Origin of the sequence: Paraburkholderia sp. Ac-20342 (assembly GCF_017104985.1) — a bacterium.
Classification (GTDB): Bacteria; Pseudomonadota; Gammaproteobacteria; order Burkholderiales; family Burkholderiaceae; genus Paraburkholderia.
Window position 1 is genome coordinate 1 of record NZ_JAAGPQ010000085.1, and the last position, 23,414, is coordinate 23,414.

The following is a 23,414-nucleotide window of genomic DNA, read 5'->3' on the forward strand; positions in this document are numbered from 1 at the left end:
GCGCGCGCGCGTCCGGCTAGCAAGGGCGCGTCGCCGAGCACCGTGAACTGCGCGCCGGGCCAGTGCGCCGCCGCCCCGGCCAACGCCTGCGCGGTCAGTTCGGGACCGACGCCGGCGGGCTCGCCGGTCGTGATCGCGATCTGCAGCGGGAGTTGGGCAGACTGGGCGACGCCTGTCATGGTGACGACCTCGCTTACTGCGCGCTCGACATGACCGGTTTCACTTCCACGTAAGCCGTGTCGCGCAATTCGCGCAGCCAGTCGGCGTAGGCCTGTTCCGCCTTGCGCTGGCCGATCGCCTGGCGCGCGAGATCCATCTGCTGCGAGACCGAGCCTTCCGCATCGCGGCGGCCCAGCACCTGGATCAGGTGGTAGCCGTATTCGCTGCGCACCGGCTCGCTGATCTGGCCGTCCTGCAGCGAGTTCATCGCGCGCTCGAATTCCGGCACCGTCTCGCCCGGGCTGATCCAGCCGAGGTCGCCGCCCTGCGAGGCGGAACCGTCCTGCGAGTAGGTGCGCGCGAACTTCGCGAAGTCGCCGCCCGCGACGATCTGGTTGCGGATGTCGAGCAGCTTCTCGCGCGCCTGCGGCTCCGAGATGCCGTCGCCGACGCGCAGCAGGATGTGGCGCACGTGCGTCTGCACGAGCTTCGGCGCGTCCGCCGTGGTGCCCTGGCCGGCGCGGCGCTCGACGAGGCGCACGATCTCGAAGCCGTCGTTGGTGCGGATCACCTGCGGGTCGACCTCGCCCGGGCGCAGCGTTGCCGCGGCCGTGACGAACTCGGGCGGCAGCTTCGACGGCGCGAGGAAACCGAGGTCGCCGCCGTTCTTCGCCGCATCCGGCGCCTGCGAATTGGCCTTCGCGAGCTTTTCGAAGTTCGCGCCGCCCTTCGCTTCGGCGAGCAGCGCGTCAGCCTTCTTCTGCGCCGCTTCGATGTCGGTCTCCGACGCGTTCAGCGGCGCCTTCAGGAAAATGTGCTGGATGTGCAGATCGTTCGTCTGCCCGGCGTTCGGACCGCGCTGGCTCGCGATGTAGTTCACGACCTCGGCGTCCGTCACCGTGATCTTGCTGTCCACTTCCTTTTCGCGCAGACGCGAGAGCGTCAGCTCGGTGCGCGCGTCGCTCATGAAGGTGGTCCAGGGCACGCCTTCCGACTCGATGCGCGCGCGATACACCGCGAGCGTCATGTTGTTGGCCTGCGCGAGACGTTCGAGCGTGTGCTGCACGGCCGCGTCGTCGACGGTGATGCCGTCTTCCTTGGCTTTCTGCAGCTGGATGCGCTCCAGCACCATCTGCGTGAGCACCTGCTGGCGCAACTGCTCCATCGGCGGAACCGGCGCGTTCTGCTGGTTCAGCCGGCGCGTGATGAGGCCCATGCGTTCGTCGAGCTCACGCTGCGTGATGACGCCGTTGTTGACCACCGCGGCGATCGTGTCGACCGTCTGGCCGCCACTGTCGCTCAATGCCTGCGCCTGCGCCGGCGCAACCGGAAGGAAAGACGCCACGGCGACGAGAGCCGCCGCGAGCGTTGCCAAGCGAAGCTGTTTCATGATTGCCACAGATACTCCAATGATGTCGGGCGCTTCGCCCGTCTTTTCGCAAGCCATGAATGACCGGGCGACCGTCATTCGTAGTTGGTGAACCTCGACTCCGGCGGTGGCGGCGGCGGCAACGGTGTGTAACCGGCCACGCTGGTGCGGAACGCGGTCATCAGCCCGTTGTCGACGCTCGACAACCCCTTGAACGTCAACTGCGCCAGAAACCGCGTGCTCGACTGATTCTGCCCCGAGGTGTTCAGGCCGTTCGCATAGCGCTGGATACCGGCGCCGAGCGTCCAGCAGTCCGCGTCGTATTGCAGGCCGATCAGGCCGTCGACGATCCGGTGGCCGCCGAGGTCGTAATTGAAGCGGCCGACCCCGTACACCCGATGCGACAGAGGCCACTGGCCCGAAATCAGCACCTGATTGATCGGCTCGTTGTCGAGCGTGGTGTTGGCGCGCGTGTAGCGGTACGCGACATTGATCACCTTGCCGCTCGCCGGACTGAACCCGAAGCCGACGCTCGTCTTCGTGAGCTGATTGTTGTCGGCATTATATTGGAACGCAGTTTCCGAAGCGAAACCGGCGCCCAGCTTGACCGACGCGCCCGCGATCAGGTCCGAGTGCGTGGCCTCGGTGCTGGTCTGGCTCGGCTCCAGCGTGACGCGCTGATCCTGGAAGTAATACTGCTGCGCGATCACGAAGCGCGCGCGTTCGTCGCCGGTGGCCGGGTTGATGAAGCGCGTGGTGAGACCGACGGTCAGGCGGTTCGCGTCGGCGATCCGGTCGTTGCCGACGAAGGTGTTCGGCGTGAAGATTTCCGCGAGGCCGAAGTCGGAGTCGGCGGTGTCGAAGAGCGGCGCGTTGTCCTGGTTGCGGTACGGCGTGTACACGTAGTACAGGCGCGGTTCCAGCGTCTGGATGTAGTCCTGCCCGAACACGCGCACCGAGCGCTCGAACGTCAGCCCGGTGTCGAACGTGAAGGTCGGGATCGACTCGGTGAAATTCTTCTGCGCATTCGACACGCCCGACAGGTCGGTGCCGATATTGTTCAGGTTATACGACGCGAAGTGCCACTGGATCTTCGGCGTGACGAAGTAGCCCGGCCCCACCACCGAATACGACAGGTACGGGTTGAACAGCACCCGCTGGCCTTCGGTCACGTCGGCCGTCGTGATGCGGAAGTTCGTGTAGTCGGCCTCGGCGCCGAAGTCGAAGCCGCCGACGTTGTACTTCGCGTACTTCACGTTCAACTGCGGCTCGCGGCCGTACGGCGCGACCGACGGCTGCAGCGTCTGCCAGTGCTGCTCGCGCGCGAGCACGGACCACGGTCCGTTGTTGTAGGTCAACCCGGCTTCCTGCTGGTACAGGAGCTGGGTGCCGTTCATGAACTGGTTGACCGACGACGACAGGTCTTCCGGATACGTGTTGTCCGAAACCTTGTTGTAGTAGATGTAGCCGCCGAACCCGTTGCCGAAGTTCTGGTTGTGCTGGATGTACAGCGCGTAGCGGTTGGTCTTCGTCAGGTGATCGTCAGGCAGGAACTCGCCCGTGATCGAGCCGGAGTACGTCGGCGACAGATAGCGGAACGTGCTCTGCAGTTGCACACCGCGCTTCGAGATCAGGCGCGGCGTGAGCGTCAGGTCGCGATTCGGCGCGATGTTGAAGTAATACGGCACCGACAGTTCGAAGCCGTTCGACGAGCTCAGCGAGAACGTGGGCGGCAGCAGGCCGCTGCGCCGGTCGCCCGAGAGCGGGAACGACAGCCACGGCGAGGCGAACACCGGCACGCCCTGGAAGAACAGCACGCTGTTGTAGGCGACGCCTTCGTCCGCGCCGGTATCGAAATCGAACTCGCTGCCCTTGATGTACCAGGCCGGATTGTCCGTGCACGAGCAGGCCGTGTAGGTGCCCTTCGTGAACACCGAGCGCTCGGCGTCGAGCAGGTCGACGCGCTGCGCGCTGCCCGAGCCGCCCGTCATGTTGAAGTGGTACTTCGGCGCGTTCATGAAGCCTTCGGTCGAATCGACGCGCAGATGCGCCTCGGGCCCGATGAAGGTGTTGCCGGTGTTGACCACGTGGACATTGCCGTAGGCGTCGGCCATGTCCGTGTCCTGATCGTAGTGCAGCGCGTCGGCCTTGATGACGGCCGTGTTGTGGCGCACTTCGGCCGAGCCCTTGGCCGCCAGATCCTGGTCGATCGTGCCGCTCGCCTGGTCGCCGAGCACGAAGGTGGCGGGCCGCTGGCCCGTCTGCAGCGGATGCTCTTCGAGCTGCGGAGCAAGCTGCATGCCCCACGGCGGATCGATCGCCTGCGGCTGCGCAGCTTCCCCCGCCAGCTGGGCGTGCGCCAGCGCGGGCATGAGGCCCGGAACGGCGATCAACGCCGCGACGAGCCGCCTTTTGCGCGGCATGACTGCACAGGAGGAATTGATTTTGGAAAGCTGTCTAGGCGGCATGTATCGTTTGGCAATCGGCCCGTGCCAACGCTTGCGTCATCGCGATCCACCGCCTGCACACCGCGACCGTGACAGTCGGCTGCACGTCAGGATTTACAGGTTGCCGAACGATAGGGCGGGCGGTGGAACGAAACACGCGCAAGCGGGCGTGCGAGTCGCGTCAAAAAAGTCGTGGGGTATTATATGGCAAGACGTTGCCCCCCAGAATTTGCCGCCGCTTTTCATGACGCCGCCTTCGAACCCAGACCTCACCGACTCCCGTCTCCCCCTGCTCAAAGCCTGGCTGCAAAGCCACGCGGCACGCCATGCGCTCGAGCCCGACAGCCTCGTTGCCGCTTCGTCCGACGCCAGTTTCCGGCGCTATTTCCGGCTCGCCGGCAAGGCGGCGCAAGGCAACGGCGCGGCCACGCTGATCGCCGTCGACGCCCCGCCGCCCGAAAAATGCCGCGAGTTCGCGCAGATCGCGCAGTTGCTCGACGCGGCCGGCGTGCACGTGCCGCGCGTGCTCGAAGTCGATTTCGACGCGGGCTTCATGCTCGTCACCGACCTCGGCACCGCCTCGTACCTCGGCGCGCTGACCGGGGCGCAGACGAGCGGCGACGCGCGCGCGGCCCGCGCGCTGATGCGCGACGCGCTCGACGCGCTGATCCGCTGGCAACTGAGCTCGCGCGAAGACGTGCTGCCGCCGTTCGACGAAGCGTTCCTGCGCCGCGAGATGGAGCTCATGCCCGAGTGGTTCATCGGCCGGCACCTCGGCCGCGAGGTCGACGCCGCCACGCGCGCGCTGCTCGATCGCACGTTCGCGCTGCTGATCGCGAGCGCGCGCGCACAGCCGCAAGGCTTCATGCTGCGCGATTTCATGCCGCGCAATCTGATGATCGCCGAGCCCAATCCCGGCGTGCTCGACTTCCAGGACGCCGTGTACGGCCCGCTCACCTACGACGTGGTATCGCTGCTGCGCGACGCCTTCCTCAGCTGGGACGAGGAGTTCGAACTCGACTGCTTCGCGTACTACTGGGAGCGCGCCAAAAAAGCCGGCCTGCCCGTCGATGCCGATTTCGGCGAGTTCTACCGCCAGCTCGAATGGATGGGGCTGCAACGCCACATCAAGGTGCTGGGCCTCTTCTGCCGGATCCACTACCGCGACGGCAAGGCGCATTACATGAACGACCTGCCGCGCTTCATCGGCTATGCACGCAAGGTGGCGGAACGTTACGCGCCGCTGCGCCCGTTCGCGAAACTGCTCGACGACCTCGAAGGCCGCGCGCAGGAAGTCGGCTACACCTTCTGAGCGATGAGCCTCTCCGTGAAGAAAGCGATGATTTTCGCCGCGGGCCGCGGCGAGCGCATGCGCCCGTTGACCGACGCGTGTCCGAAGCCCCTGCTCGAAGCGGGCGGCAAGCCCTTGATCGTATGGCAGATCGAGCGCCTCGCGCGGGCCGGCATCGAGACGATCGTCATCAATCACGCGTGGCTCGGCGCACAGCTCGAAGCCGCGCTCGGCGACGGTTCGCGCTGGCAGATCGAGTTGCGCTATTCGGCCGAACCAGGGGGCGAGGCGCTGGAAACCGCGGGCGGCATCGCCTATGCGCTGCCGCTGCTCGAAGACGGGGGCGCGAGCGAAGTGTTCGTCGCGGTCGCCGGCGACGTGTATGCCGATTTCGATTACACGACGCTTACCGCGCATGCCGAACGCCTGCGCGCGCTGCCCGAGCCGGGCATGCATCTGGTGATGGTGCCGAACCCGCCGTTCCACCCGAACGGCGACTTCGGTTTCGCCGATGGCGTGCTGTCGCTCGATACGCCGCCGCGCCTCACGTTCGGCAGCATCGGGCTCTACGATACGCGCATGTTCCGCGCCCTGCCGCGCGGCACGCGGTGCGCGCTGAGCCCGTATTACCGCGAGACGATCGCGCGCGGCCTCGCGAGCGGCGAGCTGTACGAAGGCTTGTGGGAGAACGTCGGGACCCCGGAACAACTGGCAGCGCTCGATCGGCTGCTGCGGGTGTACTGAGCCGCAGGTGGGTGTACTGAGCCGCAGGCGGGTGCACGGAACCGAAGGCGGACATAGTTGCCCGCCGCGCGAGCCCAGCCCGAAGTAGAGCCCGCTGCCCCGGCAATCACCGCGCGCCGGCGTCCGCTCCGACCTCGCCCTGTTTCAGGTCCGCCCCTTCCACCGCGTCCGGCGTCTGCGCGGCGCGCTGCTGCAACGCCCACATCTGCGCGAAGAGTCCATTTGCGCGCAGCAACTCCGCGTGCGTACCGCGCTCGACAATGCGCCCCTTGTCCATCACGATGATCTGCTGCGCGTGCACGACCGTCGAGAGCCGGTGCGCGATGATGAGCGTGGTGCGCTCCCGCGCGATCTGGTCGAGTTCGTGCTGGATCGCGCGCTCGGAGCGCGAATCGAGCGCGGACGTCGCCTCGTCGAACAGCAGGATCGGCGGATTCTTGAGGACGGTGCGCGCAATCGCGACGCGCTGCTTCTCGCCGCCCGAGAGCTTGAGCCCGCGCTCGCCGACCGGCGTGTCATAGCCCTTCGGCAGACTCTCGATGAACTCGTGGATATGCGCCGCGCGCGCCGCCGCGATCACTTCGTCGCGCGTCGCCGAGGGCCGGCCGTATGCGATGTTGTAGTAGATCGAATCGTTGAACAGCACCGTGTCCTGCGGCACGATGCCGATCGACGCGCGCAGCGAATCCTGCGTGACGTCGCGAATATCCTGCCCGTCGATCACGATCGCGCCGCCCGTCGCGCGGTCGAGATCGTAGAAGCGGAACAGCAGGCGCGCGAGCGTCGACTTGCCCGAGCCGCTATGGCCGACCACCGCCGTCGTCGTGCCGGCGGCGATCGTGAAGCTCACGTCGTGCAGAATCGGCCGCGCGGCCTCGTACGCGAAGCTCACGTGCTCGAAGCGCACCTGCGCGCCGGCCACGGCGAGCGGCGCCGCCGCGGGCGCGTCGGGCACCTCCCGGGGCGCGCCGAGCAGCGAGAACATGCGGTCCATGTCGGTCAGGCTCTGCTTCAGTTCGCGATACACGACACCGAGAAAATTGAGCGGAATATAGAGCTGCAACATGAACGTGTTGATGAGCACGAGATCGCCGAGCGTGAGGCGCCCGGCCATTACGCCCTGGGTCGCGCGCCACAGGATGAACACGAGCCCCGTGCCGATGATCGCCTGCTGCCCGAAGTTCAGCGCCGACAGCGAGCGCTGCGACTTGATCGCCGCCGCGCGATAGCGCTTGAGGTTTTCGTCGTAACGATTCGCCTCCCACTCCTCGTTGCCGAAGTACTTGACGGTTTCGTAGTTGAGCAGCGAGTCGATCGCGCGCGAATTCGCCTTCGAATCGAGCTCGTTCATCGTGCGGCGAAAATGCGTGCGCCACTCCGTGACCTTCACCGTGAACACGATGTACACCGCGAGCGCGACGAACGTGACGATCGCGTAATAGGCCTCGTATTTGACGACGAAAAAGCCGAGCACGAGACCGACTTCGACGAGCGTCGGCAGGATGCTGTAGAGCGAATAGGAAATCAGCTGCGTGATGCCGCGCGTGCCGCGCTCGATATCGCGCGACATGCCGCCCGTCTGCCGTTCGAGATGAAAGCGCAACGACAGCGCATGCAGATGGCGGAACACCTTCAGCGCAAGCTGGCGCACCGCGCTTTCGGTCACTTTCGAAAACAGGATCTCGCGCAGCTCGGTGAAAAACGAGGTCGACAGGCGCACCACCGCATACGCGACCACGAGCAGGCCGACGCCGCCGAGCAGCACGATGCCGGGCGCGTCCTGGGCGCGGCCGAGCGCAGTCAGATGCTGCACGGACGCGAGGCTGTCGACGATGCGCTTCATCACGATCGGCACGCCGAGATTGGCGACCTTCGCGCCGATCAGACAGCTCAGCGCGAAGCCGACGCGCCATTTGTAGGTGGCGAGGTACGGCAGCAGCGACAGGATCGTCTGCCAGTCGTTGCGAGGCTGGGTGGAAATCGGCGAGGGTTCGGACGAAGGCGAGCGGCGCATGGGGTCGGCTGGGGAAATAGGTGGAACTGCCGGAGCGCGCGGCGACGCGTGAGGTTCGCACCGCACATGACCCGGGCGAGCCGGCCGCAGCGCCCGATCCTGCCTGTGACGCTTCGGGCGGCTCGCGCTTCGCTGCGCTGGGCGCTTTCCCGTACAATTCCTGATCTTCGCATTGTCGCAGAAGCCGGCTGGCGCCGCTTTTCATGGGCCGCGGGCGTCACGCCCCGGCCGGCCGCCCGGGGCCCACGGTCAAGGCGCTCCAGCCCATACGCCGATACGCGTGAACACGTTTCCCAAGGATGTCCCGATGACCGATCTTCTGCAACTTCCGTCCAAATCCTGCGCGCTGCGCGTGATGCCGCAGCCGGCGGACGCGAACATCCACGGCGACGTGTTCGGCGGCTGGATCATGGCCCAGGTCGACATTGCCGGCTCGATCCCGGCAAGCCGTCGCGCGAACGGGCGTGTCGCGACAATTGCGGTCAATTCGTTCCTGTTCAAGCAGCCGGTGTTCGTCGGCGATCTGCTGAGCTTTTACGCCGATATCATCAAGACCGGCAACACGTCGGTCACGGTGTCGGTCGAGGTTTACGCGCAGCGCATGAGCCTCGCCCAGGAAGTCGTGAAGGTCACCGAAGCCACCCTGACCTACGTCGCCACCGACAGCAACCGCCGGCCACGCCCGCTGCCCGCGCTCGGCTGAGCCGCCGGCGCCTCAGGCCGTCTCCAGCTCCTTCACCAGTCCGCCGTTCAGCAGCGCCGAAATCGCATCGGTCGACAACGGCTTCGCGAAGTAATAGCCCTGCATTTCGTCGCACTCGCGCTCGCGCAGGAAATCGAGTTGCGCGGACGTCTCCACGCCCTCGGCAATCACCTGCAGCTTCAGCGAATGCGCGAGCGCGATGATCGCCGAGGTGATCGTTTCGTCGTCGCCCGAGACGCCGATGTCCGACACGAACGAGCGGTCGATCTTGAGCCGATCCACCGGGAAGCGCTTCAGGTAGCTCAAGCTCGAATAGCCGGTGCCGAAGTCGTCGATGGCGAGACCGATGCCGAGCGCGTGCAGTTCGTTGAGCATCGACACGGCTTCTTCGGCATTGCGCATGATCGTGCTCTCGGTCAGTTCGAGTTCGAGGTATTTCGGTTCGAGCCCGGTTTCGGCGAGCACCTGCATGACGAGCTTCGCGATGTCGCGCTGCTGGAACACGCGCGCCGACAGGTTCACCGACACGCGCGCGGGCGGCAGCCCCTCGTCCTGCCACGCCTTGTTCTGGCGGCACGCTTCGCGCAGCACCCATTCCGACAGCGGACCGATCAGCCCGCTCTCTTCCGCGAGCGGAATGAACGACGACGGCGGCACGAGCCCGACCTCGGGGTCATGCCAGCGCACCAGTGCCTCGATACCGACGATCTGCCCGCTGCCGATATCGACCTGCGGCTGGTAATGCAGCAGAAACTCGTTGTCGCGCAGCGCGCGGCGCAAACGCCGTTCGAGATTCAGGCGCACGCCCGCGCTCGCGTTCATCTCCGGCTGATAGAACTGGAACGTGTTGCGGCCCATGTCCTTCGCGCGATACATCGCGACGTCGGCCTTCTTCATCAGCGTTTCGGCGTCGTCGCCGTCCTGCGGGAACAGGCTCGCGCCCATGCTGCAGCCGACGTACAACTCGTTGCCGTCGAGCCAGACCGGCTCCGCGATCGACGAGCGCACGCGCTCCATCCACGCGATCAGCGATTTTTCGTCGACGGTGTCGGTCATCACGATCACGAACTCGTCGCCGCCGTGCCGCGCGATCGTGTCGCTCGTGCGCGAGCAGCGCGTGAGCCGTTCGGCGACCACGCCGAGCAGCCTATCGCCGACGCTGTGGCCGAGGCTGTCGTTGACGTTCTTGAAGCCGTCGAGATCGAGGAACACGACCGCCACGCCGCTGTGATGCCGCCGCGCGAGAACGAGCGCATGTTCGAGCCGGTCGCGCAGCAGATTGCGGTTCGGCAGCCGCGTGAGGCTATCGTAATTGGCCTGATATTCGAGCTGCTCCTGATAGCGGATCAACTCGGTCACGTCGTTGATCACGCCGATGTGATGCGTAATCACGCCATCCGCATCCGGCACCGGCGCGATGAACAGCTGATTCCAGAACAGCGCGCCGTCCTTGCGATAGTTGCGCACCACCGCGCTGACCTCGCGGTTCGCCGCGAGCGCCTCGCGGATCAGCGCGACGCCTTCCTGCTCGCGGTCGTCGCGTTGCAGCACGCGGCAGTCGTGGCCGATCACCTCGGCGGGATCGTAGCCGGTGATGCGCATGAAGGCCGGGTTCACGTATTCGATCAGATTGCCCGCCGGCGACGGCGCCGTAATCAGGATCGCGTTGACGCTCGCGTCGAGCGCGCGGCTTTGCAGACGCAGCGCGAGGTCGGCGCGCTTGCGCTCGGTCACGTCCTGGTACGAGCCGAGCACGCCGATCACGCGGCCGTCGCCGTCGGTGAACGGCTGCTTGCTCGTGATGCGCGTGCGGTACTCGCCGTCGATCATCAGTTCGACTTCGTAGTTCATCTGCGGCACGCCGGTGCTGACCACTTCGGTGTCGTATTCGGTCATCTCGCTCGCGAACTTGCTCCACGGCAGATCGGCGTCGCTCTTGCCGACCACCTGCTCGGGATACGCGAGCCCCGCGTCGCGCGCGAACGCCATGTTGCAGCCGAGATAGCGCGAGTTCAGATCCTTCCAGAAAATGCGCTGCGGAATGCTGTCGATCACCGCTTCGAGCATCTGGTTCGAGCGCCGCGCTTCGGCTTCGGCATTGATCTGCTCGGTGACGTCGTCGGCAAGCACGAAAAACGCGTCGCAGCCCATGAAGTTCAGCGCGTGATACGACACGTCGACGCTGATGATCGTGCCGTCCTTGCGGCGGTGACGCCAGATGCCCGCCATCGTGTGGCCGTGAACGACTGCCGGGCAGCGGGCGAGATGCGCTTCGAGGCGCGCGATCTCGGGCTGCGTGCGGATCGCACGAATCGTCATGCCGAGAAACTCGCTTTCCGAGTAGCCGTATTGCTGGACCGCGGCCGCGTTGACGGCGAGAAAGCGCAGCGTCTCGCGATCGAAGATGTACATCGGCGCGGCGTGATCGTCGAACAGGCTGCGAAAGCGTTGTTCGCCGCGCACGAGCGCGCGGGCGCTGTGCAGCTTTTCGCGCGCGCTGCTCTCGCGCGCGCCGAACGTCATGATGAGCAGCGTGCTGCCGGCGAGCATCGTCACGATCAGCACGAAAGTCGCGCGTTCGCCGTCGCTCGCCGCCGCTGCGAGCGAGTTCTGCAACGCGCGGTTTTCCTCGGCGCGCAGCGCGGCGAGCGCCGCCTGCACACGTCTGAGCGCGGGCGTGAGACGCGTGGGCGTGGCCGCCTCGCTCGACGCCTCCGGCACGGCGGCCGCGCTCTGCCGCTCGGCGTCGATGTCGTGTTGCAGCGCGAGGCTGTCCGTGGAAAGCCGGGTCAGCGCGCCGCTCATCAACGGCTCGTCCGTGAAGTCGTCGCGCAGCTCGAGCTCCAGGCTGACGAGCTTCGAGCTCGTCGCGGCGGCCGTGTCGAGCGGCGCGCGCTGGCCCGACGCTTCGAAGCGGCCGAGCGCGGCAAGCGCGTTGTCGAGCGTCGCCCGGTAGGCATCGAGGTGCTGGCGCACGCTCGTCGAACGCAACATGCGCACGTCGGCGTCACTTTGTCCGCGGATCTGCGTGTAGGCGACCAACGCGTTGGCGCCGACCGCCACGACGACGACCGCCAGGTTGATCAGCAGCCGCTTCGATAAGAAAGAATTCATGGATTCCGAACGTCAATCGTGCCGAGGGCGGAAGCGCTCGCTTTCGGTGCGTCCTGCGGCATCGATGCGAATCTTTTTACGCGCTAACTTATGGATAACGACCGCGTTGCGAAAAGATTGAGGGAGGGAAGGAAAAAATACCGTCGCGGGATAGCGGCCGCGAGCGATCGGAGGTAGAGGGCGAGAGGCGGGGCGAGGCTCGGGATACGTCGCGCTGGGACCGAAAGCGAGGTGGCTTCTTTGGAGCCCCTTCGTGGATCGAGCGTTCGATCAGTATCGCAATGCTGACTCTTTTATAGAATCGCATTGCACTATGACAGGACGATGTTGGACCTTGCCTCGCCGATGAACGGCACGTCGCGCCGATCGCGGCACGACACGCGCAAGACAAGCGCCCGCGCCTAGCCGGCCGCGCCGAACTCCTTCATCGCCGGGACGAAGTCGTGATTCGCCTCGGGCTTGCGCGACAGCTTGGCGAGCACGTAGCGCTTGAACGGATCGAGTTCGGCCCAGCGCGCGACGCTCGGCGCGGCGAGGCCCGCGAGTCCCGCCTGATGCGCGACGCCTGCGGGCACGTCGTCGATGCGGCGCCATGCGGGGGCGGCTTCGGGCGTGAACCACTCCGGCTCGACGTTCGCGTGAGTGCGCAGCATTTCGAACAGCGCGTGATCGAAGTTCGGTTCGGTTTCGATGTCCTCGTCGACCGGAAAGCGCGCGAGCAGCTTGCGGTCTTCGAGCGGCAACTGCTGCCATTGATCGAGCGAAATACGCAGCCCGAAACGATCGAGATTGAAGCGCACCGACATCGGGATATAGGTGAAATTCTCCGAAGACGCGACTTCGAAGTCGAACAGAAGCGGGGCTTCGTTGAGTGCCATGACCAGGCTCCTTCGCGGTGACGGACAGCATGCGGGCGTCGCTTGAGGTATTTTAGAACCTTATTCGCGCGACATCGCGGGCAAACGCCCGTGAGCGCGGCATGGTACAGGAGCAAAGCAGCTTGAACGGACAGGAAATCGGGCAGAACGGCGGGCAGGGAATCGGCCAGGACCACGCGCCCAATAACGCTCAGCGAGGCGGCACGGACCACGACGCCACCGAACAACCCGGCGCGGTGCAGCGCGAGGTGCGCCGGCATCGCGGCGCGCAGGTCGAAACCGTCACCGATCACGTCGGCCAGGAATGGCCGGTCGCGCTCGTCTTCAACGGCATTTCGCATGCGGTGATGATGTGTACGCCGCGCGACCTCGAAGCGTTCGCGGTCGGCTTCGCGATTTCGGAAGGCATCGTCGAGCGTGGCAGCGACATTCGGGACATCGAGGTCGAGTTGCACGACGATGGCGAGCTGCCGCACGCGGAAGTGCAGCTACAGGTCGTGCAACAGGCGTTCGTCGCGTTGAAGGAAAAGCGCCGCGCGCTCGCGGGGCGCACCGGCTGTGGCGTATGCGGGATCGAAAGCATCGATCTGCTCGATCTGAAGCCGGCTCGCGTGCCCGACACCGGCTTTCTGCAACGGCTCGCGCCCGATGCGATCGCGCGCGCCGCGCGTGCCCTGCCCGAGCATCAGGCGCTCACGCGTCTGACGGGCGGCCTGCACGCGGCCGCGTGGTGCGATGCGGCAGGCGCGATCCGCCATGCGTTCGAGGACGTCGGCCGCCACAACGCGCTCGACAAACTGATCGGCCAGCTCGTGCTCGATCGCGCGGATACGCGTGACGGCTTCGTGTTTCTGTCGAGCCGCGCGAGTTATGAACTCGTGCGCAAGGCCGCGCGCGTCGACGTGCCGATGCTCGCGACGATCTCCGCGCCGTCCTCGCTGGCGATTACGATTGCGCGTCAGGCGGGCGTGCGGCTCGTGAGCTTCTGCCGCGAAAGCAGCTACGTCGATTACGACACGGGGCAGCCGCCGCAAGCGTGAGCGATTGAAGCGGCGGCAAGCCCCGAACTGCGCCATCTCGGCTCACGCCGCTTCAACTACGGCACATCTGCGCCAGCGGGGCAAGGCCGATCGAAGCGATAAAGCAATAAAGCGGCAATAAAGCGACTATGAGCCGCGACGGCTGGCACCGCCAACCCGGCGCGGCGCGGCGCCATGTATGCCGCCCCCGCCTCAATCGAACTGCCGGAAATCCGGCTTGCGCTTCTCGAAGAACGCCTTGAACGCCTCGCGTGCTTCGGGCGCGAGCAGCATCTTGCCGAAGTGCACGGCCTCCTCGCTCATCTGCGTTTGCAGTTCCTGGCGGCTCGCGTGCTTCATCAGACTCTTCGTCACGCGCAGCGACGAAGCCGGCAACGCCGCCAGCTTCGCGGCCTGCGCCGCCGCGAACGCATCGACCTCGCCGGCCGGCAGCACACGATTGACGAAGCCCATGCGGTGCGCCTCGGCCGCGTCGAACGCCTCGCCGAGCAGCAGTTTTTCCGCCGCCGCCTGATAGCCGCCCACGCGCGGCAGCAGCAGGCTCGACGCCGCTTCGGGGCACAGCCCGAGCTGCGTGAACGGCAGCGAGAAGCTCGCGGTATCGGCCGCATAAACGAGATCGCAGTGCAGCAGCAGCGTCGTGCCGATGCCCACCGCCGGCCCCGCGACCGACGCCACCACCGGCTTCTCCGCCGAGCTGATCGCACGCAGGAACTGGAACACCGGCGCGTTCTCGCCCATCGGCGGGGTCTTCATGAAATCGTCGAGATCGTTGCCGGCGCTGAAAATGCCGGCGCTGCCGCGCATGAGGATCGCCCGCACCGACGCGTCGCGCTGCGCCTCGACAAGCGCGTCGGCCATCGTCTGATACATCGCGGCCGTGATCGCGTTCTTCCTGCCGGGCCGGTTGAAAGCGATCGTCAGCACCGCGTCGGCGCGCTCGACCAGAATATCCGTCGTCATCCCGTTCATCTCCTTTCGGTCCTGCCGAATGTAAAAACAGTCCGCAAGCCTCGCGGCCTGCGAACCGTTGCGCGGCTAGTGGTGCACCGCGTGAGTCATGGGGTGGATCACTGCGAGGATCACCCGCTTACAGCCGCTCGATGATGCCCGCCGCGCCCATGCCGGTGCCGACGCACATCGTCACCATGCCGTACTTGTAGTTGCGGCGGCGCAGGCCGTGCACCACGGTCGCCGCACGGATCGCGCCCGTCGCGCCGAGCGGGTGGCCCAAGGCGATCGCGCCGCCGAGCGGGTTGATCTTCGAGGTGTCGAGGCCGAGGTCCTGGATCACCGCGAGCGACTGCGCGGCGAACGCCTCGTTCAGTTCGATCCAGTCGAGGTCGTCCTGCTTCAGGCCCGCGGCCTTCAGCGCGGCCGGAATCGCTTCCTTCGGGCCGATGCCCATGATTTCCGGCGGCACGCCGCGCACCGCGAAGCTGACGAAGCGCGCGAGCGGCGTCAGGTTGAACTGCTTGAGAATCTTTTCCGACACGACGATCAACGCACCCGCGCCGTCCGAGGTCTGCGAGCTATTGCCGGCCGTGACCGAGCCCTTGTTCGCGAACACCGCGCGCAGCTTCGCGAGCCCTTCCATCGAGGTATCCGCGCGCGGACCTTCGTCGAGCGCAACCTCGCGCGTCTTCACGCTGACTTCGCCGGTGGCGAGATCAGGCAAGCGCTCGGTGATCGTGTAGGCAGCGATCTCGTCGTTGAATTCGCCGGCCTGCTGCGCGGCGATCGCGCGGCGATGCGATTCGACCGAGAACGCGTCCTGTGCTTCGCGGCTGATCTTCCAGCGCTCGGCGACCTTCTCGGCGGTCAGGCCCATGCCGTACGCGATGCCGACGTCTTCGCTGCGATCGAAGATATGCGGCGACAGCGACGGCTTGTTGCCCATCATCGGCACCATGCTCATCGATTCGCAGCCGCCCGCGATCATCGCGTCCGCCTCGCCGACGCGGATGCGGTCCGCGGCCATCGCGAGCGCGGTCAGCCCCGAGGCGCAGAAGCGGTTCACCGTGACGCCGCCGACCGTGTTCGGCAGGCCGGCGAGCAGCGCGCCGATCCGCGCGACGTTGAGGCCCTGCTCCGCTTCGGGAATCGCGCAGCCAACGATCGCGTCTTCGATCACGCCGGTGTCGAGGCCGGGCACCTGCGCCACGGCCGACCTGATCGCGTGGACGAGCAGTTCGTCCGGGCGCGTGTTGCGGAACATGCCGCGCGGCGCCTTGCCGATCGGCGTGCGGCTCGCGGCGACGATATATGCGTCTTGCAATTGCTTTGCCATGTGTGATTCTCCGCTTAATTGCGCACCGGCTTGCCGGTCTGCAGCATGCCCATGATCCGTTCCTGCGTCTTCTGCGTGCCGAGCAGGTCGACGAACGCGCGCCGTTCGAGTTGCAGCAGCCATTCCTCGTCGACGAGGCTGCCCGCTTCGACGTCGCCGCCGCACACCGCCTCGGCGATGCGGCTCGCGATCAGGAAATCGTGCTCGCTGATGAAACGGCCGTCGCGCATGTTGACGAGCGAGGCTTTGATCGTCGAGATCGCCGAGCGGCCCGCGACCGGCACCTGAGTCGCGCGCAGCGGCGCACGGTAACCGGATGCGGCCAACGCGCGCGCTTCCTTCTTCGCCACGTCGAGCAGTTCGAACACGTTGAAGACGATCGTGTCGGACGGCTTCAGATAGCCCATCGCGCGGGCGTCGAGCGCGGAAGCCGAGACCTTCGCCATCGCCGCGTTTTCGAACGATTTCTGCAGGAACTTCAGCAGATCGCTGGTCGCGCCGACCTGGCTTGCCGCTTCGGCCGCACGCAACGCCGCTTCCTTCAGACCGCCGCCTGCCGGCACGAGACCCACGCCGACTTCGACGAGGCCCATATAGCTCTCGATGTGCGCGACCCGTTTCGCGCTATGCAGCGCAAGCTCGCAGCCGCCGCCGAGCGCGATGCCCGAGATCGCCGCAATGACCGGCACGTTCGCGTACTTCACGCGCAGCATGCCCTGCTGGAATTTCTTCACGAACGGCTCGATACCCTTCGCACCGCCCATCATGAACGCGGGCATCGCTTCTTCGAGATTCGCGCCCGCCGAGAACGGACCGCCCGGCGTGCCGAGCTTCAGCGAGGTCGGCTGCCACACGACGAGGCCCTTGTAGTCCTGCTCGGCCAGTTCGATCGCCTGCACGATGCCGTCGATCACCGACGGTCCGATCGTGTTCATCTTGCTCTTGAACGAGAGGATCAGGACGTCGTTCTCGCCCGCGCGGTCGTCGACCCATGCGCGCACCGCCTCGGTCTCGAACAGCGTCTTGCCGTAGGTCTTCGGATCGGCGCCGGTTTCGCCGACGAGCGGCGCGCGGAACACCTGCCTCCTGTACACGTCGAGCGACGAGCGTGGCACGAAACTCTGCGTGGCCGGCGACCACGAACCTTCGGCCGTATGCACGCCGCCCTTTTCGGCGACCGCGCCTTCGAGCACCCACGACGGCAGCGGCACGTTGGCGAGCCCCTTGCCCGCCGCGATGTCTTCCTGCACCCACTCGGCAACCTGCTTCCAGCCGGCCGTCTGCCAGCCTTCGAACGGGCCTTCGTTCCAGCCGAAGCCCCAGCGGATCGCGAGATCGACGTCGCGCGCGTTATCCGCAATCGACTCCAGATGCACGGCGATGTAGTGATAGACGTCGCGGAAAATCGACCACAGGAACTGCGCCTGCGGATGCTGCGTTTCGCGCAGCAGCTTCAGACGCTCGGCAGCGGGACGCTTGAGAATGCGGCCGACGATTTCGTCCGCCTTCGCACCACCCTCGACGTACTCGCCCGTCTTCGGGTCGAGCACCTTGATCGCCTTGCCTTCCTTGCGGTAGAAGCCCGCGCCGGTCTTCTGGCCGAGCGCGCCCTGCTTCACGAGTTCGGCCAGCACGGCCGGCGTTTCGTAGACCGGAAAGAACGGGTCGTCGGGCAGCGTGTCCTGCATCGTCTTGATGACGTGCGCCATCGTGTCGAGACCGACCACGTCGGCGGTGCGGAACGTCGCCGACTTCGCGCGGCCGAGGCGCGCGCCGGTCAGGTCGTCCACTTCGTCGAAACGCAGACCGAACTTCGCAGCCTCGGTCATGACCGCGAGGATCGAGAAAATGCCGACGCGGTTCGCGATGAAATTCGGTGTGTCTTTCGCCCGCACGACGCCCTTGCCGACCACGCTGGTCAGGAACGTTTCGAGCTGGTCGAGAATTTCGGGGCGCGTCGTCGCGGTCGGGATCAGCTCGACCAGATGCATGTAGCGCGGCGGATTGAAGAAGTGCACGCCGCAGAAGCGCGCCTTCAGGTCGTCCGCGAAACCTTCGGAGAGTGCCGTGATCGACAGGCCCGAGGTGTTGGTCGCGAAGATCGCGTTCGCGCCGATATGCGGTGCGACCTTCCTGTACAGGTCGTGCTTCCAGTCCATGCGTTCGGCGATCGCTTCGATCACAACGTCGCATTCGGCGAGCTTTTCGATGTCGTCGTCATAGTTGGCCGGCTGGATGTATTGCGCGTCGTCCTTCACGCCGAACGGCGCCGGCGACAGCTTCTTCAGATTCTCGATCGCCTTCAGCGCGATGCCGTTTTTCGGGCCTTCCTTGGCAGGCAGGTCGAACAGCAGCACGGGCACCTTGGCGTTGATGAGGTGCGCCGCGATCTGTGCGCCCATCACGCCGGCGCCGAGCACGGCGACCTTGCGAATGATCAGATTGCTCACGTCGTTTCTCCGGGAATTGATGCGGTGTCGCGAAGCTTCAGCGGTGCTTCGCGCGAGGTTTGTCTCGGTGGGTCTTTAGCTGGGTCTTTCGCTGTTTTTTGCGATACATCCCGCGTGCAGTTCGAACGAGGCGTCGCGCATCCGGCACGCGCGTCCGCCTCGCTCGTTTTCAGCGCGAGCGTCAGAACAACGCTTCGTCGACTTCCATCATCGACTTCGAACCGGCGCGCGCCTGGCGGATCGTCATCGCCGTTTCGGGCAGCAGCCTGGCGAAGTAGAAGCGCGCGGTGGCGAGCTTCGCCTTGTAGAACGAATCGCCCGATGCTTCCCTGTCGAGCGCGATACGCGCCATGCGCGCCCAGAAGTACGAGAACACCAGATGGCCGACCGTGCGCAGATACGGCACGGCCGCGGCGCCGACTTCGTCGGGGTTCTGCATCGCCTTCATGCCGATTTCCATCGTCAGCTTCTGCACCTTTTCGCCGATGTCGGCGAGCGGGTTCACGAACTCCTGCATTTCCGGCTTGATACCTTCGGCCTCGACGAATTCGGCGACGAGCTTGCCGAACTTCTTCATCTTCGCGCCCATGTCGCCGAGCACCTTGCGGCCGAGCAGGTCGAGCGACTGGATGCCGTTGGTGCCTTCGTAGATCATGTTGATGCGCGCATCGCGCACGTACTGCTCCATGCCCCATTCGGCGATGAAGCCGTGGCCGCCGTAAATCTGCATCGCATGATTGGTGCCTTCGAAGGCGTTGTCCGAGAGGAACGCCTTCAGGATCGGCGTGAGCAGCGCGACGAGGTCGGCGGCTTCCTTGCGCTCGGCTTCGTCGGCGTGCGAGAGCTCCTTGTCGATCTGCAGCGCGGCCCAGTACGAGAACGCGCGGCCGGCTTCGGCGTAGGCCTTCTGCGTGAGCAGCATGCGGCGCACGTCCGGATGCACGATGATCGGATCGGCGGCTTTTTCAGGCGCCTTCGGGCCCGTCAGCGAACGCATCTGCAGACGCTCTTTCGCGTACGTGAGCGAATTCTGATAAGCGACTTCGGTGAGGCCGAGGCTCTGCATGCCGACGCCGAGACGCGCGGCATTCATCATCACGAACATCGCGTTCAGGCCTTTGTTCGGCTCGCCGACGAGCCAGCCCTTCGCGTTGTCGAGATTGATCACGCAGGTCGCGTTGCCGTGGATACCCATCTTGTGCTCGATCGAGCCGCACTTCACGCCGTTGCGCTCGCCGGGCTCGCCCGCTTCGTTCGGGATGAACTTCGGCACGATGAAAAGCGATATGCCTTTGGTGCCCTTCGGCGCATCCGGCAGACGCGCGAGCACGAGGTGAACGATGTTTTCCGACAGATCGTGTTCGCCGCTCGAAATAAAAATCTTCGTGCCGCTGATCGCATACGAGCCGTCGCTGTTCGGCTCGGCCTTGGTGCGCAGGATGCCGAGGTCGGTGCCGCAATGCGGCTCGGTCAGACACATCGTGCCGGTCCAGACGCCGGCGACGAGCTTCGGCAGATAGCGCTGCTGCAACTCGGGCGTGCCATGCGCATGCAGACATTCGTACGCGCCGTGCGAGAGGCCCGGATACATCGTCCACGCCTGATTCGCCGAGTTCAGCATTTCGTAGAGCGCGTTGTTGACGAACGCGGGCAACCCCTGGCCGCCGTATTCCGGATCGCAGCCGAGCGCCGGCCAGCCGGCTTCGACGTATTGCGCATAGGCTTCCTTGAAGCCCTTCGGCGTGGTCACGACGCCATCGCCGGCGTACGTGCAGCCTTCCTGGTCGCCGCTGTGATTAAGCGGGAACAGCACTTCGGAGCAGAACTTGCCGGCTTCCTCGAGCACCGCGTTGATCGTGTCGGCGTCGAGATCGGCGTGCTTCGGCATTTGCCGGAGTTCGGCTTCGACGTTGAGCAATTCGTGCAACACGAATTGCATGTCGCGCAGCGGCGCGGCGTACTGTCCCATGACTCTCTCCCAAGTTTGACAAAAAGCCAGGCCGTTGGCCGGGTCCGTGAACGGACCTCTTGCGCCGCGCGATTCCAGGAAGTCCTGGCGACGCGGCTAACGGCTTTCGCTCTGATACGAATCAATCAGTTTTTCCAGCGCGGCCCACGTGAGACGCACCGCATCGGGCAGATGCAGGAAGCGCGCGTCGTGATGCAGGCCGAGCGTGACGCTATACAGTTCGAACAGCATCAGTTGCGGATCGGTATCGGCACGCAGATGCCCTTCGTCCATTGCCTGCGAAATCGCGCGCGTGAGCGCCGCACGCCAGATCGTCACGCTCGACACCAGTTGCTCGCGCACCTGGCTATCCGCGCGATCGTCGTATTCGACGGCGCCGCTGATATAGATGCACCCGGTCGTGACTTCCTGAATGCGTTTCTCGATCCAGCGGGAAATCATCGCGCGCAACCGCGGCAAACCGCGGGGCTCGCGCAGACTCGGGAAAAACACCTCGTCTTCGAAACGGCGGTGATATTCGCGCACGACCTCGACCTGCAGATCCTCGCGCGACCCGAAATGCGCGAACACACCGCTTTTGCTCATCTGCATACGCTCGGCCAGCAAACCGATGGTGAGACCTTCGAGTCCGTCACGGCTTGCCAGATCGAGTGCTGCATCGAGAATCGCCGCTCGCGTTTGTTCGCCTTTTCGCATAGCTGTTCTTACCGTTCTAATGTGATCGAAATAAAATCGAACGGACGTACTATTATTAAGTGCTGCCGTCCGCGAAACAAGGACTTTATTAGAAACCGGTGTCTAACCAGCGTTCTAATTTTGCGGCTTTCGACAATCAGATCAATCAGATTTTTAGAGGCGTTTGTCTTGAAACGAGGGTTGCCGATCAGCGTATGCGTGTTCTCGTTGCCGGATTCCTGCAAGCAAACCGGCATGATGGTTGTCGCATCTCGCTGCCTGGCTGTCTCGCTGCTCGATCGCCGCTTCGATTCTCCGTTTGATCGCCTCGTCGATTGCCTTCGTGCCCGCTTTTTCTGTCTGTTGCTTCCAGTGCCTGTTCTATCGCTTCTCCAACCATCGCCGCCCGTCGCCATGATGCAGCAAGCGAGCCGCGCGCTAGTCGTAGCCCCCCACCGTCAACAGCTTCATCGCGACGCGGTAGCTCGTGTACGCGAGCCAGTTCAGCACGCGCACGCGCGCCGGACGCGAGTCGTAGTGCGCTTCGTCGATGGGACGCGCATCCGCGAACGCGCCGAGAATCGCCTCGCGCAAGCCCGCGATCGACGGATCGTTGATGAGCACGACGTTCGCCTCGTTGTTGAGCATCAGGCTCAGCGCGTCGAGATTCGACGAACCCACCGTGCCCCAGCTCGAATCGACCACGGCGACCTTGCCGTGCAGCAGCGTCTTCTCGTATTCGGCGATCTGCACGCCCGCGCGCAGCAACGCGTGATAAAGAAACGGCACCGCGTAATCGAGCGCCTTGAACTCCTTGCGTCCGATGATCAGCTTCACGACCACGCCGCGGCGCGCCGCGACCACGAGCGCGCGGCGCAGCTTGCGCCCCGGCATGAAGTACGGATTCGCCAGCAGGATTTCGCGGCGCGCCTGGCCGATCGCGGCCAGATACGCCTTCTCGATCGCGCGGCGGTTGATGAGGTTGTCGCGCGCGACGAAAGCCACGCACGGCTCGCCGGCCGCCCACAACTCCTTGTTGCGGCGCCGCCGACGCCGCCGCAGACTGCCGAGCGAAGCGGTATCGTGCGGCGTGAGGTCGGGTCTCATCGATTCGAGCGACCGATGCCCGACGCGAATGCGCCGCCACTGCACCTCGAACGCTTCGTGCACATCGATAACGACAGGCCCCTGCAATTCGACCGCAAAATCCCAGCGCCGGTACGGCAGCTTCTCGCCGTTGTTGTCGTAGTCGTCGACGATATTGATGCCGCCGCAATAGGCGTATTGATCGTCGATCACCGCGAGCTTGCGGTGCGTGCGCGAAAAGCCGAAGCGGCCGAACAGATGCGGGTTGTAGATGCGATGCTCGATGCCGCCCGCCGGCCATGGCTCGAACATCTTCAGACGCGCAGTGCCGACGCCGTCGGTAATCACGCGCACCCTGACACCGCGCGCAGCAGCGCGCAGCAACGCTTCGTTGACGTCCTGGCCAGCTTCGTCGTCGCAGAAGATGTAGGTTTCGAGCATGACGTCGCGCTGCGCGGCGTCGATGCGCGCGATCAGCGCGCTGAAGAACTCGTCGCCGGAGCGCAGCAGCCTGACCTCGTTGTGACTGGTGAAGCGGTAGCGCTGCCAGTAACGGCGGCCGAGCAGCGTGTGGCGCAGTCGGGCGAAACGGCCCGCGCCGCCTGCGCTCACTGGCCACTCTCCCCGGCCTGTAAACCGGCTGAGTGCGCGGCAAGCCGGCGCGGCAGCTGCAGGATCGCATCGGCATTCGAGGACGAAAAACAGCGCGAGGCGGCTTCTTCATACGGCAGCCACACAAACGCGGTGTGCTCGCGCGGCGCAAGCGTCACGTCGATCTGCCCGGGCACCCGCAGGCTGAACCAGTGCTCGGTGTTGCGGACCACGCCCGCTTCGTAGCGATGGCGGAATTCCGGATAAATCTCGTATTCGATCGAGTAGCGCCAGTCGACGAGCGCACTATGCGGCACGAGCGCGCCGCCGATCATGATGCCAGTCTCCTCGCCGACTTCGCGCACCGCCGTTTCGGCGAGCGGCTCGTCGAGCCGGTCTTTCGAGCCCGTGACCGACTGCCAGAACCCCGCATGATCGGCGCGCTCGATCAGCAGCACGTCGAGCGCGGGCGTATGAATGACGACGAGCACGGAGTGCGGAATTTTCGGCGGTTTCGGCATGATCTGAAAACTGGGCGCGCCGACGCGCGCGGTACATGTCGGATGACAGTCGAAAGTGCCTCGAAAGCGGTGA

General features: G+C 65.3%; 16 protein-coding genes and 1 pseudogene. 4 read left to right on the plus strand and 13 right to left on the minus strand.

Features of this window, described 5'->3' with window-relative positions:
* The 3 genes and pseudogenes from pdxA to G3N58_RS26570 form a co-directional block, all read right to left on the minus strand.
* Window positions 1–179, minus strand: a pseudogene (gene pdxA / locus G3N58_RS34305) (4-hydroxythreonine-4-phosphate dehydrogenase); the annotation flags it as partial.
* Window positions 180–193: 14 nt separating this feature from the next.
* On the minus strand, window positions 194–1,558 hold the full coding sequence (locus G3N58_RS26565; protein ID WP_346778302.1) for a peptidylprolyl isomerase: 1,365 nt from the start codon (window positions 1,556–1,558) through the stop codon (window positions 194–196).
* A 65-nt stretch (window positions 1,559–1,623) separates the two neighbouring features.
* A complete protein-coding gene (locus tag G3N58_RS26570; RefSeq protein ID WP_240158595.1) occupies window positions 1,624–3,951 on the minus strand; it encodes an LPS-assembly protein LptD in 2,328 nt (775 codons plus the stop codon).
* A gap of 268 nt (window positions 3,952–4,219) precedes the next feature.
* Here G3N58_RS26570 and G3N58_RS26575 point away from each other — a divergent pair, with 268 nt between their 5' ends.
* Together G3N58_RS26575 and murU are read left to right on the plus strand one after the other, a co-directional pair.
* Complete coding sequence (locus G3N58_RS26575; RefSeq protein ID WP_167035857.1) at window positions 4,220–5,287, plus strand: phosphotransferase; 1,068 nt, start codon at window positions 4,220–4,222, stop codon at window positions 5,285–5,287.
* Window positions 5,288–5,290: 3 nt separating this feature from the next.
* Window positions 5,291–6,010 carry an N-acetylmuramate alpha-1-phosphate uridylyltransferase MurU gene (murU, locus tag G3N58_RS26580; RefSeq protein ID WP_206000642.1) on the plus strand — a complete coding sequence of 240 codons (720 nt, stop codon included), beginning with the start codon at window positions 5,291–5,293 and terminating at the stop codon, window positions 6,008–6,010.
* A gap of 106 nt (window positions 6,011–6,116) precedes the next feature.
* On the opposite strand, the gene G3N58_RS26585 is transcribed toward murU, so the two are convergent.
* The gene (locus G3N58_RS26585) at window positions 6,117–8,024 is read right to left on the minus strand and encodes an ABC transporter ATP-binding protein/permease (protein ID WP_205990286.1); all 1,908 of its coding nucleotides are present in this window, start codon (window positions 8,022–8,024) and stop codon (window positions 6,117–6,119) included.
* A gap of 307 nt (window positions 8,025–8,331) precedes the next feature.
* Here G3N58_RS26585 and G3N58_RS26590 point away from each other — a divergent pair, with 307 nt between their 5' ends.
* The gene (locus G3N58_RS26590) at window positions 8,332–8,727 is read left to right on the plus strand and encodes an acyl-CoA thioesterase (protein ID WP_167035848.1); all 396 of its coding nucleotides are present in this window, start codon (window positions 8,332–8,334) and stop codon (window positions 8,725–8,727) included.
* Between the two features lie 12 nt (window positions 8,728–8,739).
* Here the strand turns inward: G3N58_RS26590 and G3N58_RS26595 are convergent, their stop codons facing one another.
* On the minus strand, window positions 8,740–11,841 hold the full coding sequence (locus G3N58_RS26595) for an EAL domain-containing protein (protein WP_206000644.1): 3,102 nt from the start codon (window positions 11,839–11,841) through the stop codon (window positions 8,740–8,742).
* A gap of 401 nt (window positions 11,842–12,242) precedes the next feature.
* Window positions 12,243–12,719, minus strand: coding sequence for a nitrate reductase associated protein (locus G3N58_RS26600; protein WP_205990288.1), 477 nt, complete (start codon window positions 12,717–12,719; stop codon window positions 12,243–12,245).
* A 122-nt stretch (window positions 12,720–12,841) separates the two neighbouring features.
* Here G3N58_RS26600 and fdhD point away from each other — a divergent pair, with 122 nt between their 5' ends.
* Entirely contained in the window at window positions 12,842–13,759 is a 918-nt protein-coding gene (fdhD, locus tag G3N58_RS26605; RefSeq protein WP_241017246.1) for a formate dehydrogenase accessory sulfurtransferase FdhD, read from the plus strand.
* A 192-nt stretch (window positions 13,760–13,951) separates the two neighbouring features.
* Here the strand turns inward: fdhD and G3N58_RS26610 are convergent, their stop codons facing one another.
* From G3N58_RS26610 to nudB, 7 genes are all read right to left on the minus strand, one after another.
* On the minus strand, window positions 13,952–14,722 hold the full coding sequence (locus G3N58_RS26610; protein WP_167035838.1) for an enoyl-CoA hydratase: 771 nt from the start codon (window positions 14,720–14,722) through the stop codon (window positions 13,952–13,954).
* A gap of 127 nt (window positions 14,723–14,849) precedes the next feature.
* Window positions 14,850–16,049, minus strand: coding sequence for an acetyl-CoA C-acyltransferase (locus tag G3N58_RS26615; protein ID WP_167035835.1), 1,200 nt, complete (start codon window positions 16,047–16,049; stop codon window positions 14,850–14,852).
* A 14-nt stretch (window positions 16,050–16,063) separates the two neighbouring features.
* The gene (locus tag G3N58_RS26620) at window positions 16,064–18,499 is read right to left on the minus strand and encodes a 3-hydroxyacyl-CoA dehydrogenase/enoyl-CoA hydratase family protein (protein WP_206000646.1); all 2,436 of its coding nucleotides are present in this window, start codon (window positions 18,497–18,499) and stop codon (window positions 16,064–16,066) included.
* A gap of 181 nt (window positions 18,500–18,680) precedes the next feature.
* Window positions 18,681–20,468: an acyl-CoA dehydrogenase C-terminal domain-containing protein gene (locus G3N58_RS26625; RefSeq protein WP_206000648.1), complete on the minus strand. Its 1,788-nt coding sequence runs from the start codon at window positions 20,466–20,468 to the stop codon at window positions 18,681–18,683.
* 96 nt (window positions 20,469–20,564) lie between these two features.
* The gene (locus G3N58_RS26630) at window positions 20,565–21,164 is read right to left on the minus strand and encodes a TetR/AcrR family transcriptional regulator (protein ID WP_167035826.1); all 600 of its coding nucleotides are present in this window, start codon (window positions 21,162–21,164) and stop codon (window positions 20,565–20,567) included.
* 417 nt (window positions 21,165–21,581) lie between these two features.
* Window positions 21,582–22,808, minus strand: a complete 1,227-nt coding sequence (clsB, locus tag G3N58_RS26635; RefSeq protein WP_241016469.1) for a cardiolipin synthase ClsB — start codon at window positions 22,806–22,808, stop codon at window positions 21,582–21,584.
* A 29-nt stretch (window positions 22,809–22,837) separates the two neighbouring features.
* Window positions 22,838–23,341: a dihydroneopterin triphosphate diphosphatase gene (gene nudB / locus G3N58_RS26640; RefSeq protein WP_206000650.1), complete on the minus strand. Its 504-nt coding sequence runs from the start codon at window positions 23,339–23,341 to the stop codon at window positions 22,838–22,840.
* Window positions 23,342–23,414 lie beyond the last annotated feature (73 nt).

Excerpts from the sequence above, each read along its gene's own strand:
- G3N58_RS26570 (WP_240158595.1), bottom strand. The coding sequence starts at position 3,951 with ATGCCGCGCAAAAGGCGGCTCGTCGCGGCGTTGATCGCCGTTCCGGGC.
- G3N58_RS26575 (WP_167035857.1), top strand. The coding sequence starts at position 4,220 with ATGACGCCGCCTTCGAACCCAGACCTCACCGACTCCCGTCTCCCCCTG.
- murU (WP_206000642.1), top strand. The coding sequence starts at position 5,291 with ATGAGCCTCTCCGTGAAGAAAGCGATGATTTTCGCCGCGGGCCGCGGC.
- G3N58_RS26585 (WP_205990286.1), bottom strand. The coding sequence starts at position 8,024 with ATGCGCCGCTCGCCTTCGTCCGAACCCTCGCCGATTTCCACCCAGCCT.
- G3N58_RS26590 (WP_167035848.1), top strand. The coding sequence starts at position 8,332 with ATGACCGATCTTCTGCAACTTCCGTCCAAATCCTGCGCGCTGCGCGTG.
- G3N58_RS26595 (WP_206000644.1), bottom strand. The coding sequence starts at position 11,841 with ATGAATTCTTTCTTATCGAAGCGGCTGCTGATCAACCTGGCGGTCGTC.
- G3N58_RS26600 (WP_205990288.1), bottom strand. The coding sequence starts at position 12,719 with ATGGCACTCAACGAAGCCCCGCTTCTGTTCGACTTCGAAGTCGCGTCT.
- G3N58_RS26610 (WP_167035838.1), bottom strand. The coding sequence starts at position 14,722 with ATGACGACGGATATTCTGGTCGAGCGCGCCGACGCGGTGCTGACGATC.
- G3N58_RS26615 (WP_167035835.1), bottom strand. The coding sequence starts at position 16,049 with ATGGCAAAGCAATTGCAAGACGCATATATCGTCGCCGCGAGCCGCACG.
- G3N58_RS26625 (WP_206000648.1), bottom strand. The coding sequence starts at position 20,468 with ATGGGACAGTACGCCGCGCCGCTGCGCGACATGCAATTCGTGTTGCAC.
- G3N58_RS26630 (WP_167035826.1), bottom strand. The coding sequence starts at position 21,164 with ATGCGAAAAGGCGAACAAACGCGAGCGGCGATTCTCGATGCAGCACTC.
- nudB (WP_206000650.1), bottom strand. The coding sequence starts at position 23,341 with ATGCCGAAACCGCCGAAAATTCCGCACTCCGTGCTCGTCGTCATTCAT.